At 38.9% G+C, this 13,802-nt stretch carries 7 protein-coding genes; 3 read left to right on the forward strand and 4 right to left on the reverse strand.

Features of this window, described 5'->3' with window-relative positions; translation table 11 throughout:
- The first annotated feature begins 3 nt into the window (after positions 1-3).
- Positions 4-2,148 carry a hypothetical protein gene (locus ACEN2N_RS03490; protein ID WP_441823012.1) on the forward strand — a complete coding sequence of 715 codons (2,145 nt, stop codon included), beginning with the start codon at positions 4-6 and terminating at the stop codon, positions 2,146-2,148.
- A gap of 7 nt (positions 2,149-2,155) precedes the next feature.
- Complete coding sequence (locus ACEN2N_RS03495) at positions 2,156-4,597, forward strand: glycosyl hydrolase 115 family protein (RefSeq protein ID WP_441823013.1); 2,442 nt, start codon at positions 2,156-2,158, stop codon at positions 4,595-4,597.
- Between the two features lie 4 nt (positions 4,598-4,601).
- On the opposite strand, the gene ACEN2N_RS03500 is transcribed toward ACEN2N_RS03495, so the two are convergent.
- The 4 genes from ACEN2N_RS03500 to ACEN2N_RS03515 form a co-directional block, all read right to left on the reverse strand.
- Entirely contained in the window at positions 4,602-6,113 is a 1,512-nt protein-coding gene (locus ACEN2N_RS03500; RefSeq protein ID WP_441823014.1) for a rhamnogalacturonan acetylesterase, read from the reverse strand.
- Between the two features lie 2 nt (positions 6,114-6,115).
- On the reverse strand, positions 6,116-8,971 hold the full coding sequence (locus ACEN2N_RS03505) for a glycoside hydrolase family 2 TIM barrel-domain containing protein (protein WP_441823015.1): 2,856 nt from the start codon (positions 8,969-8,971) through the stop codon (positions 6,116-6,118).
- 13 nt (positions 8,972-8,984) lie between these two features.
- Positions 8,985-10,307 carry a rhamnogalacturonan acetylesterase gene (locus tag ACEN2N_RS03510; RefSeq protein ID WP_441823016.1) on the reverse strand — a complete coding sequence of 441 codons (1,323 nt, stop codon included), beginning with the start codon at positions 10,305-10,307 and terminating at the stop codon, positions 8,985-8,987.
- A gap of 83 nt (positions 10,308-10,390) precedes the next feature.
- Positions 10,391-11,437, reverse strand: coding sequence for a GntR family transcriptional regulator (locus ACEN2N_RS03515; RefSeq protein ID WP_441823017.1), 1,047 nt, complete (start codon positions 11,435-11,437; stop codon positions 10,391-10,393).
- A 201-nt stretch (positions 11,438-11,638) separates the two neighbouring features.
- Between ACEN2N_RS03515 and ACEN2N_RS03520 the strand changes: the two genes are divergently transcribed.
- A complete protein-coding gene (locus ACEN2N_RS03520) occupies positions 11,639-13,735 on the forward strand; it encodes a bifunctional aldolase/short-chain dehydrogenase (RefSeq protein WP_441823018.1) in 2,097 nt (698 codons plus the stop codon).
- The last annotated feature ends 67 nt before the right edge of the window (positions 13,736-13,802 follow it).

Here is a 13,802-nt window from a genome sequence, read left to right on the forward strand (position 1 = left end):
AAAATGAAAAATTTCCTTTTTCTAGCATTTCTGATTTTCACATTACAATGGCCCCAAAAGAGTTTATGTCAAGATAAAATAGACCGCCATGCTTTAGTGACAAGACATAATGTGAACATACAAACCATAGATACCTTAGGTTCGTTAAACGTAGGTAACGGAAAGTTTTCTTTTACCGTAGACGCTACCGGACTTCAAAGTTTTCCCGAACATTATCAAAATGGAGTACCCTTAGGAACCCAATCGGAATGGGGCTGGCATACCTCGCCCAATGAAGGTGATTTCAAATTTGAAGAAGCATTAAAGCCCTATGATTTTAATGGTAACCCAAATGCCCTATATGCCATTCAAGACCGCGAAAATGAACGAAACAATGCCGCATCGGAATATTTCAGGTCTAATCCGCATCGTCTACAATTAGGAAATGTAGGTTTGATTATTATAAAAAAGGATGGTTCAAAGGCGCTCCCTACCGACATAAAAAATATTGACCAAACGCTCAATCTTTGGACCGGCCAAATAGAAAGTAAATTTGAGGTTGAAGGTTCACCCATAAAAGTGCTTACCTATGCAGATGCTGAAACGGATGCTATTTCGGTAAAAATTGAATCTCCCCTCATAGCAGAACAAAGAATTCGGTTAAAATTCAGATTCCCTTACCCTACTGGTGAGTTTTCAGATAAGGGCACTAATTATACAACGCATAAAAAACATACTACCACAGTTGAAAACAAACCGGGCAACGAATTTCTTTTTTCCCGTACGTTGGATAGTGACCGGTATTTCGTTTCGGCAAAACTATCCAACAAAAGCGGTATTACTAAAATAGAGGACCACTATTACAGTATCACACCGTCAACCTCAACATCTTTTGAAGCTACCGTAACATTCAGTAAAAATGAGCCAAAACAGCCTATTCATAATTTCACTACGGTAAGGGCTAAAAGCAGCAACATGTGGAAGGATTTTTGGTTGTCCGGTGGTGCGGTAGATTTTTCCGAATGTACCGATGAGCGAGCATTTGAACTTGAGCGCAGGGTGGTACTTTCGCAATACTTAACGCGGTCGCAATGTGCCGGTAACTATCCCGTTCAGGAAACCGGACTAACCTATAATAGCTGGTTTGGAAAACCTCATATGGAAATGTATTGGTGGCATACCGCCCATTATCCGCTTTGGGGACGTACCACTTATTTAGAAAAAAGTATCGGCTGGTATTTTACAGCTTTTGAAGGCGCAAAAAAATTGGCACAACGCCAAGGATATGAAGGAGTACGATGGCAAAAAATGACCGATAATGAAGGTGGCGAAACATCATCAAATGTGGGCTCTTTTCTTATATGGCAACAGCCACATGTCATTTACCTTGCCGAACTCATCTATAGGGACAATCCTACGGAAGAAAATTTAAAAAAATATCAAAAGCTCATTTTTGAGACGGCAGATTTCATGGCATCCTATGCTAATTATGATGCTGAGAAGGATAGATACATCTTGGGTAAAGGAGTCATACCCGCACAAGAATGTTTTGACAAATTGGAAACTTACAATCCGCCATTAGAACTTTCATATTGGAAATGGGCCTTGGAACGGGCACAGGAATGGAAAAAAAGATTGGGAATGGACACTAATCCAAAATGGCAAAAAGTCATCGATAAAATATCGCCAATGGCACAACAAGATGGTGTTTATTTAGCAGCGGAGAGTATCCCTAACTCATACTCCCCAACAAGCAAACATACCATTGACCACCCGGCCGTTTTAGGGGCCATGAGTTTTCTTCCACAGAACGATTATGTGGATATCCCCACAATGAACCGTACCTTCGATATCGTGGACAAGGTTTGGAATTGGGACCATACCTGGGGGTGGGATTTTCCACTTGAAGCCATGACCGCCACCAGATTAAATAGGCCAGAAGATGCAATAAAAGCACTTTTAAGAGACGAGATAACAAATACCTATTTGCCTAGCGGTCATAATTACCAAACTCCTAGATTAACACTTTACTTACCCGGCAATGGAGGTTATCTTGCAGCTGTGGCCATGATGTGTGCCGGTTTTGACGGAAACACAATTAACAACCCTGGTTTTCCAAAAGATGGCATTTGGAAAGTGAAGTGGGAAGGATTAACAAAAATGCCTTAATAAACATATGATACAGCGTTTACTCATACTAATACTATCGATTCAATTTGTATCCTGTACAAAACAAACAGTTACAAATGGTTTTTTAATTGCCGATAAAACCCATACAACATCCATTTATGTGGACTCTAATTGCAACCCGCTAATATTCTGGGCTGCAGAAGAACTTTCAAAAGACATAGAACGCATTACTGGCACTAAGCCCAATGTTATTAAAACGAATACCCAAAAGGAAACCGGTATTTATATAGGTGAAGTTAAAGACGAGCTGTTAACAACACTTACTACATCCAATGATTCCTTATTAGGAAAATGGGAGGCTTTTAGCATCCAGAATACTCAACAAAATACTGTCATTACAGGTAGTGATGTTCGCGGAACCGTATATGGCATTTTTGAATTGGCAGAACAACTTGGCGTTTCACCTTGGCAATGGTGGGCAGATTTTGTTCCACTAAAAAAAGAAAAATTACAGCTAGAACTACCTGAAAAAGGTATTGTTCAATCACCTTCAGTGCAGTATCGCGGTATATTTTTAAATGATGAAGATTGGGGGTTACAACCTTGGGCGGCCAAAACCTTTGATACCGAGACCGGTGATATTGGTCCAAAAACCTATGAAAAGATTTTTCAATTGCTATTGCGCCTAAAAGCAAACACCATTTGGCCTGCCATGCACCCTTGCACGCAAGGATTTTTTACGGTCGAAGGTAATGCGGGCATAGCCGAAAAATACCAAATGATCGTTGGCACCTCTCATGCAGAACCTATGATGCGTAATAATGTGGCAGAATGGAACCATGATTTCGGCAAGTACGATTACAGTACCAACAAAAAACGTATTAACGAATACTGGCAATCTCGAATTACTGAAATCAAAGAGAAAAACGTCAATACCATTATGACCTTGGGTATGCGCGGTATTCATGACAGCGGTATGGAAGGCGTTTCAAGTCTGGCCGAGGGAATGGCTTTTGTGGATACCATTATGACTACGCAGCGTACAATGCTATCCAACACTTTGGAAAAACCAATAACCCAGATTCCTCAAGTTTTCATCCCCTATAAAGAAGTCCTGGATATCTATAACGAAGGACTAGAGGTGCCGGAGGATATTACGTTAATGTGGACCGATGATAATTATGGATATATACGCAGATTGAGCAATGAAGAAGAGCAAAAACGAGTTGGCGGAAGCGGTGTATACTACCATTTAAGCTATTGGGGCAGACCCCACGATTATCTTTGGCTGAGCACAACCCAACCCGGACTTATCTGGCATGAAATGAGTAGGGCCTATGCTAACGGTGCAAGAAAAATATGGATCGCCAATGTTGGGGATATCAAACCTGGAGAATATGGAATGGAATTTTTTCTGGACTTAGCTTGGGATATCAATTCAATTGACGAATCTACAATTCATGAACATTTAAGACAATGGTCCGCTCGAGAATTTGGCGCTGAGATTGCAGACGAGATTGCCATGGTCATGGACGAATATTACCGATTGGCATTTTTGCGCAAACCAGAATATATGGGATGGAGCCAAACTGAACCTACCACCCCTACCGCGATAACCGACTTTACTAACCAACGTGCAAATGATAGAATAGCAGCATATGATATGCTCTATAAAAAAACCGATAGTTTACAATCTCTTTTGCCAAAAGAGAAATTGGCGGCTTGGTTTCAATTAGTAGCATATCCGGTAAAAGGAGCGGCATTAATGAACCGTAAGTTTCTTTATCAACAATTGGCCTTGACCGAGAAGGATGAGGCCGACAAGGCATCTTATATCAAAAAAAGTGAAGAGGCCTTTAATACCATAGAAGAACTTACCGCTTATTATAACAAAGAGCTAAAAGGTGGAAAATGGAACCATATGATGTCCATGACACCAAGGAACTTACCGGTCTTTGATGCACCAGCATCCCATAAGCCTAACATAGATACAGGAAGGAACTTTAATGTCACTTTTAAAGGCAAAACTAAAAAAGCATCAGGGTTCAAGACTTCTAAAGGCAATTGGAAAACAATAGAGGGATTAGGGTACAGTAACCAAGCAATAACCCTATTTCCTTTGTCCAACACCCGCTTTAAAAATGACCAACCATGGGTTGCATATGAATTTGATGTGGAACAACCTGGTGCGTATTTATTTGAACTTAGATGCCTCCCAACCCATTCCAACACGTTTGACCATGAAATACGTATAGAAATAGATGGTGAACGGCTAGCACCCATAACATTGAACACAAAAGGCAGAAGCGATCTATGGAAAGAAAATGTATTGCGGAACAGTACGGTGGTAAAAGTTCCCGTACAATTAGGGAAGACAGGTAAGATAGTGCTTAAGGTTTACCTAAATCAAACAGGCATAGTATTGGATCAGGTAGCGCTATATCCTGCAGATAGTCATCATTTTTATGAGTTACCTATTATGGATTAAAGAATCAATCCTTAATAGGTAAAATAAATTCCCTTAAGCCACAAGTGGAACAGTTTCGTAAGCTTTGGGCAATGATTCTTGCATTGAATGCCGCCCCCTTAGCCCCGGTATGCGTGTGGTCTTTTGGAAAAAATGCATTAACTTTTTCTTTACCCAATTCACCATATTTAATTGCTAAACTATCACTAATATCCATGAAAATGGCATTTTCTGCCTTGGCAGCTTCCCGTGCCCATTTTATATATGAATCCGTCCGTTGTTCAACAATACCACTCGGCCATTCATTACGCACCGTTAAACTTAGTACAATAGGCAGAGCTCCTTTCGCTTTGGCATCCCGTATATATTTTTTCATATACCAGCCAAAAGTATGAACAGTTTCCAACGTACTATCAGGCCGATCTACTTCTTGTAATTCATCTCCAATTCCCTTTAAGGAACCTCTGTATTTTGCCTTTGCAATATTTCCGGCATCATTATGTCCAAATTGAAGCAGTACAAAATCCTTTGGTTGTATTTGTTTTAATACACTGTCCCATAATCCTTCATACATAAATGTTCTTGAGCTTCTACCTCCCCTTGCTTTATTGATTATCTGTATTCGTGTCGTATCAAAATGAATAGGAAAAGGAACACCCCAGCCCACGGCATTTTCATCACCATTATTTGCCATAGTAGAATCACCCACCAAAAATAAATTCCGTTTTTTAGGCAACTTGACCAAAGGGTTTCCCAAAATAAAATCAGCTAAAGTATTGGATGTTTTTTTTAATTCTTCAGTAATGACTTCTGCTGCCATGACCGCCCCTTTTGCACTGGTATGCGTATGGTCGTGTTCGTAGAAATAAGTTCCCGTGATATCTGTTTCACCTATGGATTCCATTTTCTGGGCCATCTTCGTATTCAAATCTATGAAGGTCACTTGTTCTTCTTGTGCTATCTGTTTAGCCCACAGACCATAAGAGGTATTATTTAAAGGCACTTTGCCTTCGTTCCATTTATTTCTTGGAATAGGCGACAATACAATTGGGATGGCACCTTTCTCTTTCACTTCTGTTACCACTTTTCGTATATACCATCCGTAGGAATGTACAATTTCATGTTTGCCGGTGAGTATATTATCAATCTCTTCCGATTCATTACCGATCCCTTTAATAGTACCACGCGCCCTATAATCATCATTTATTGGCCCATCATCATTATGTCCAAATTGAATCAATACATAATCTCCTTTGTTCAGTTTACGGTGTACCGAATCCCAAAGCCCTAAATCTTGAAACGTTCTACTGCTAGTGCCACCCAATGCATGGTTTTCGACATTCACCTTTGTACTATCTAAAAACTGGCCAATATAATCTCCCCACCCCCATAGTCCGCCAGCACCATCTCCTTGTCCGTTCTTAATCGTAGAATCGCCTACCATATAAACGGTAGGTTTCTCATTACTTGAAGAGGTACAATGCACAAATAGTACACTAGAAAATACAACTAATAGGACTGATTTAATCGTATGCATAATTAATTGGTTTGAGGTCTAAAATCGAACCATAGGTTCATGGGAATGCCTTCATCGCCACTTTTAATGCGGATACTGGCCGGTTGACTATGCGGCCCATGATGTTCTAAAGGTTTAAAAGAACGCATAGCCGGTATTTCATATAAAAAGGATATATCGCCAGAAGGAAATTCCGGTTGCGGGTGACTGCCCGGAAATCCGTTTTTAGGTTCTTCTGGTGTGAATAAACGAAGAAAAACCTTTTCAGATTCACTGAACACCTTAAAAACATGGTTATTAGCCTTTAAAGCAGCGGCATACATATTGGCATGATAGCCTTTAAATTCCGGATAAATCAAATTTTCAAAACTTTCGCCCGTAATGGTATTGTTATATTCCTTTTCCCAAAGTCCGTAAGTGGTTCCCTTTATCCTATTTTTCCATACACGGTAAGGTCCTCTCCCTAACCATTTAAAGCCCTCTACTCCATCTTCTGGATAATTGAACGAAATACCAAATGCGCTGATATTATCGTCTACAAAAGCACCATCAAAACCACTGTTTCTTCCTGCGTTTTTAAGCGCTATCATTTCCATATGCAAGCGACCATCTGGGTACATGGTCCATTTTATGGAGTGGATGCCTCCGGTATAATTCACTATACAAATGGCATTTTGCCCATCGGTATACGTATCTACACTTTTTACACCTGCTTTCATTCCTATAGGTTCTGGACCATTACTAAAAGGAATCATTTCTTTCTTATTCGATACACTTTTAATTTTTCCGCTTTCTGTATCCAATTTCATGGTTACGCCGCCACCTGTTAATATTATTTCATTTCCAGATTTCATGACCTTCGCCACAGCTTTTTCATTTGTGACGGACAAGAATTTTTGGGCATAGTAAGGAGCATCATGAATAGGCCATGACCATGTATAAATTTCTCTATTATGCTGGTCGTGCGCCGTAATCTCAAGCCAATCACCTTCAAAAAAACTATTAGAAATAGGCATCATCAACTTACCGGTTTCTTTAGGCTCTAAATCTGGAGCCTTAAGTGTACCGCTCTCAATAATTTTAGGGGAACTTTTTGAGTAAAAGGCATTTTTCGCTGCTTGTACAACGCGGTATTTTAATGAAGTTGAGTTTAAATTTGAATATATATAATCGTTGGTGATATAGAAAGTACCGTCGAACTTTTTGGTGATTTTCACAGGAGCAAATTGTATGGGAGCCCAAACTTCTTTAACCGTAAAAAAACTACCCTCCTTTTCACGATGCGGACCTAAAATTCCGTCGGGTGCCAATGAACCTTTTGAGTCATACACTTGCTCTTGACCTTTCCAATCGCTTCTCAACACAGCGGCGTCGCTAAAAGCCCACATGAATCCGCCAGCAAAAAGCGGACTCTCCTTAAAATGGTTCCAAAAATCCTCTAGTCCGGCGCCATGTCCGTTATCATACGTACCGTGCATGAACTCGGTGGGAAAAAATACATTCTCCCCATTTACAAATCGATGTACCCCGGTTTGGTAAGCGGGATAATGGTGCGTATCCCAACCATCAAAATCTGACCACGGGTGTATTACAATCCTATCTTGGGGATCTAATTCTTTAAATAATGGGTCTAATTCATAATTCCACCCGCCTTCATTGCCATTGTCCCAAATAAGCACCGATGGATGATTAACGTCTCTCCGAACCATTTCGGTAACCAATTTTGTACCTACTTCAGTATCATAACCGTTTTGCCATCCTGCCAATTCATCTAACACAAAAAGCCCCAAAGAATCACAGGTTTCTAAAAAATGGGTGTCTGGCGGATAGTGATTACGCACCGCATTCATATTCATATCTTTCAACAGGTTAGCATCCATTAAACTAATACGTTTACTGGTACTTCTACCGGACTCTGGCCAAATGGTATGCCTGTTGATACCCTTCATAATAATTTTCTTTCCATTTACATAAATGCCGTCTTTTTTAATGAATTCCAGAGTTCTAAATCCAATTCTTTTGGTAACATTATGAACGGTCTCCCCATTTTGTTGTAATCTGAAATGAAGGTCATATAAATTAGGGGTTTCAGGAGACCATGGGGCAATATCGCTGAATTTGGTTTTGAGATTAAAAGATGATTTTTTTAGAGTGAGGACAAACATTTCGCTCCCAATTTTTTCAGTACTGTTCACTTTGGTTAAAAAGACCTCCAAACTGCCCATTTGCGAAAAATTCTCTACAGTCAATTCTGAAGTAACAGTACCATCCATTTTTGCATCAATGGCTACATGGGCAATATGCGTTTTTGGCGACACCGATAACCACACAGGGCGATAAATTCCTCCGAACAACCACCAATCTGCCTTTCGTTCGGCAGCATTTACTGAAGCATTTGTAGAATGTTTGGACACATGAACCTCTAACAGATTATCCTCCCCATAATTTAATAAAGAAGTGATATCGTACGAAAACTCATAGAAGCCACCTTGGTGTATTTCCCCTGTACTTTTACCATTGATTTTTACTTCGGTATCGGTCATGGCTCCACCAAAAACTATCGCTACCTTTTTTCCTTCCATGGAAGCTGGCACCATAAATGTATGTTTGTAGAAACCTTCTTCCTTACTGGGTTCGTCCTGGTCCAATTCTTTATACCATCTACCGTAGGTGTATTCTCCAAAACCCTCAAATTCCCAATGCGAAGGCACATTTATGGTAGACCACTGATTACTGTTCCTACCACCGTTGACCATAAAGTCCCACTGTACAGGATGTTCAAAATCAACACCAGAAAGATATATTTTTTCGGTTTCTTGAGCGTTCAATAGTATTAAGCTCAAAAGAGCACTTAGGAATAGGAAAAAATTGTTCTTCATTATTGACTTCTATTTAATTTCCGTCTGGTTTTGTAGGTTCAAATCGATTGCTAAGTGGCAAGGTCCATTGAGAAATATCATTTGGAAATGCAGGATTATAAGCAGGGACAGTATTTTTTAAAAACACTTCTAATGGAAGACCTTGAGTTTTAATTTCTTGAATGACGCACAATGCAATTTCATTAGCGCCAAATGCATTAAAATGGGTATTGTCTTCCAAGGCTGTGTTCTGGCCAGGAAATGAATTTTCCGGATATTGTACAAACGCTTTTCTAGAACGATCATCACCCCAACTTTCATAAAGCGTAGTGGTAATTTTTGTAAGGTCTATCAAAGGAACATTCATCTTTTTGGCAACTGAACGTACTGCATCTGGGTATTCGCCATGAGTATCGTTTAACTTCCCATCCTCACCAAAAGATCGTCTTTGAACCGGGGTCAATAGAACGGGGATTGCTCCTTTTTCCCGTGCTGTATTAACGAATTCCACTAACAACTTTGTGTAATTGAGCCATGGCCCTTCGTTTTCCCCTTTCTGCTTCTGGTCATTATGTCCAAATTCTATCAAAAGATAATCGCCTTTCTTCAACAAGGAGCCTATTTTTTCCAATCGACGACTCCCTTTAAAAGAGCTCAATGATGCTCCGGAATAGGCATAGTTAGAAACTACAACGCGATCTGTTAAATAGCGGGTAATAAATTGCACCCAAGAGGCCCAAGGCTCTAAATCTTGGTCGGTAACGGTAGAGTCACCGGCTAAAAAAATACTGGTGATTTTCGGTATTGGCGTAACCTGAATTGCTCTAACCTTGGCAGTTCCTAAAAATTCCAAGGTTAATTTACGGTCCCAATTTAAATAGGTCAACTCCCTATCCTTTAGAGTAATCTCACCTCCACCGATTATTTTTGGCGTTCTTACGTTGATCATTACAGATTTGGAAAACGTGGTGTTTGGGTCAATTATAGTATCTAACATTAACCTTCTAGATTCTGCTTTTAAGATGATCGTAGTTGCAGACTCCGCCCCTTCAAAATCAATTTTGACCATGTAATTTCCTTCCGGCTTCATGACAGAAAAATAAACCGGGGCCTTGTCTATACTGAAACCGTTATGATGAAACTGCACATTTTTGGACGTGTTAAAATCAAACCCATAACCTAATTGTTCTGTATAGGGCTGGCTTGAATCTACTACGGCATATTCTGTATTTGCATTAGGCGTGCCAAAAACAAAATTTGTAGGCATATCTTTAGTTTGTCCATTTGCAACAAATGAAACTACTACGGTGATAAAAGCTACAATACGTTTTTTTGAATTTATAGGTAAACTAATCAATCTTCTATTTTTTCTAAAAATAATAGTGATTTATAGATATGCCATCCTGTACTATACGGCTTAGGCCTATAACACCTTAAGCACTAAACAGAATTCCGTTCAATATATTTAAATACATTCTTTACCTTTTCTTTTTTATTCTTTAGCACCATATAGGCAGCAGTCTCCCCCATGGTCTTAAAATCCGTACTGATTACGGTAATGCCCAGCAAACTTTTTAACGGGGTATCATTATAGGAAATAATACCAATATCCTTGCCCAGGGACAATTCTTTTGCGTTTACTTGCTGTACCAATTTAACAAGGTCCATTTCTTCTATGGTAATATAAACATCCCTACTGCTCAACTCCATGTCCTCATAGATTTCATCCAAAATTTCATGGTCAAAATTGTACTCGCCACAAAATTGAACAAACCCTCTTAAAATTCTTCTAGGATATGGAAAAACAGATTTTTGAGGATAGACCAGAATAAGTTTATCATACTTCTTAAGCTTTTCTATTCCTTCTTTTAATGCACTATAAATATCATGTTGAAAATCTTGATAAATAGCGCCGTAATTCCCCTTTATTTCTGGCTTATCATTATCCAGTATAATTAATTTATCCTTTGGAATACGCTCTAATTCCTTTAAGGTATTATCGGTAAAACTTACATGTTCTAAATTCTCGCTCTTAAAATGGGTCATGATAACGTAATAGTCAAAAGACCCTAAATTCTTTTGCAACTCTCGTATAAACAACATTTCGTTACAATGATAAATCGATAAGGTTACATGACCATCTACACCTATTCCATCTACAAACGAATTATATATTCGCATTTTATATGAACTAGGTTTATTGATCAGAAAGAAGATATTTATTTTAGATATTAAATCTGTTTTAGCAGTGTAGAACCCTTTCCCTTTTACCGATATAATAACTTTTCTATTCTTTAATTCTCGATAGGCTTTTTCTACGGTATCTCTAGACAAGTCGCAATACTCACTCAACTCGTTGATAGAAGGTATTTTATGTCCGATTTTTAATTTCCCTTTTGAAATATCGGAAATAATAGATTCTACAATTTGCTTGTATTTAGGTACTCTAGACGATTCGTTTATTTCAATATTTAAGTTTGCAGCCATTCTAATTATTAAGGAAAAATTTTGGAGGTATAAAGAATAAGATAATTTACGCAAAAACCAAATAAGGCATTAATAACGTTATATTAAATAAAGTATAAAAATAGTAATCGAATACTATAAACTACCATAACACTACAGGATAGCTAAAAATTCTTGTTCTCCTATCTTTGGAATTATCATAATAACACTAAGCAATCCAAAATGCAAAAAAACTTTAAACACGTCGATTACCTTTGGGATGAACAAAAAGCCGCTCAATATGGTAATGACCAAGTTGCCCTGTTTTTATACCGCTCCAATATATTGGGGGCAGATTTAAGAATTACCAACTACGGAGGGGGTAACACCAGTTGTAAAACCATAGAAAAAGACCCACTGACCAATGAAGACGTTGAGGTAATGTGGATTAAGGGTTCTGGTGGCGATATAGGCACTTTGACCAAGGCAGGTATTGCAGGATTGTATACCGAGCGTTTACGCTACTTAAAAAATGTATACGGCGGTTTAGATGATGAAGACCGTATGGTAGGCTTGTTCAACCATTGTATTTATGATTTAAATAGTAAAGCACCTTCTATTGATACACCCTTACACGGGTTACTACCTTTTAAGCATATAGACCATTTACACCCAGATGCTTTGATTGCGGTAGCCGCGGCCAAGGATAGTGAACAGGTGACCAAAGAAATTTGGGGAGACACCATGGGCTGGGTACCATGGCAACGACCTGGTTTTGACCTGGGGCTTCAATTGGAAAAATGTTTAAACGATAATCCAGGTATTAGAGGTATTGTTTTAGGTAGCCACGGACTTTTTACATGGGGCGATACCTCTTATGAGTCTTACATAAACAGTTTAGAGGTCATTGAAATGGCTTCAGAATATATCGAGAAAAAAATAAAGGAAAAAGGAAGTGTTTTCGGTGGACAAAAATTACAAAGCCTGCCCAAAGAAGAACGATTGGAAAAAGCGGCTCAACTTATGCCAATGCTTAGAGGTTTATGTTCTTCCGAAGCTAGAATGATTGGTCATTTTAATGACAATGAAATTGTCCTTGATTTCATTAACAGCAATGATTTGGAACGTTTGGCACCAATGGGCACCTCTTGTCCCGACCATTTCTTACGTACTAAGATTCAACCTTTAGTTTTAGATTTAAAAACAGATGAAGATTTAAGCGATACGGATGCTATTCTAAAAAAACTGCAACCATCGTTCGAAAAATATAGGCAAGAATACAAAGATTATTACGACACGTGTAAAAAACCCAATAGTCCAGCCATACGTGATGCCAATCCGGTAATCATTATTTATCCTGGTGTGGGTATGTTCAGTTTTGCAAAAAATAAGCAAACTACACGTGTAGCCAATGAATTCTATGTAAATGCGATTAATGTTATGCGTGGTGCGGAAGCTATATCGGCATATACATCATTGCCAAGGCAAGAAGCTTTTGATATAGAATATTGGTTGTTGGAAGAAGCCAAGCTACAACGAATGCCCAAAGAAAAACCATTATCCAGGCGAGTAGCCTTTATTACAGGCGCAGGTGGTGGCATAGGCAAGGCTATTGCGGATAAATTGGCAGAGGAAGGCGCCAATGTAGTATTAAGTGATATTGCGGAAGATAGATTACAGGAAGCCGTGGATACCTATGCACGTGATGTAGCCAGTTATGCCGTATGTGATGTCACAAAAAGCGAATCGATTACAGAAGCTTATAAAAAAGCATGTTTAGAATTCGGTGGTATTGATATAATCGTACATAGTGCCGGTTTGGCAATTTCAAAACCGTTGACAGAAACTACTGATGCAGATTGGGATATTTTACAAAATGTATTGGTTAAAGGTCAATTTGAATTAGCCAAACAAGGAGTCACAATTTTACGCAAACAAGGTTTGGGAGGTGACATTATAAATATTGCCAGTAAAAATGGATTGGTTTCTGGCCCTAATAATGTTGGCTATGGTACTGCAAAAGCAGCCCAACAACATATGTCGCGCTTATTAGCTGCAGAATTGGCTTCCGATAAGATCCGCGTTAATGTTGTAAATCCTGATGGGGTAATTGTGGGTAGTAAAATTTGGGAAGGCGAATGGGCAGAAGGCCGTGCAAAAGCCTACGGTATTACCGTAGAAGAACTACCGGCACATTATGCAAAAAGAAATTTATTGAACGAAATCATATATCCTGCCGATATTGCCAATGGGGTTTTCGCCTTAGTTGGTATATTAGATAAATCTACAGGAAATATTATAAATGTTGATGGCGGTATGGCCAATGCCTTTGTAAGATAATTATTGAGTGAGTGAATGAGTGAGTGAGTGCAGACCTGTTGGTGTAATTAGCCAACAGGTCTATTTT

This window comes from Maribacter spongiicola (genome assembly GCF_052119685.1).
GTDB lineage: Bacteria > Bacteroidota > Bacteroidia > Flavobacteriales > Flavobacteriaceae > Maribacter > Maribacter spongiicola_A.

Excerpts from the sequence above, each read along its gene's own strand:
- ACEN2N_RS03520 (WP_441823018.1), top strand. The coding sequence starts at position 11,639 with ATGCAAAAAAACTTTAAACACGTCGATTACCTTTGGGATGAACAAAAA.
- ACEN2N_RS03500 (WP_441823014.1), bottom strand. The coding sequence starts at position 6,113 with ATGCATACGATTAAATCAGTCCTATTAGTTGTATTTTCTAGTGTACTA.
- ACEN2N_RS03490 (WP_441823012.1), top strand. The coding sequence starts at position 4 with ATGAAAAATTTCCTTTTTCTAGCATTTCTGATTTTCACATTACAATGG.
- ACEN2N_RS03505 (WP_441823015.1), bottom strand. The coding sequence starts at position 8,971 with ATGAAGAACAATTTTTTCCTATTCCTAAGTGCTCTTTTGAGCTTAATA.
- ACEN2N_RS03515 (WP_441823017.1), bottom strand. The coding sequence starts at position 11,437 with ATGGCTGCAAACTTAAATATTGAAATAAACGAATCGTCTAGAGTACCT.
- ACEN2N_RS03495 (WP_441823013.1), top strand. The coding sequence starts at position 2,156 with ATGATACAGCGTTTACTCATACTAATACTATCGATTCAATTTGTATCC.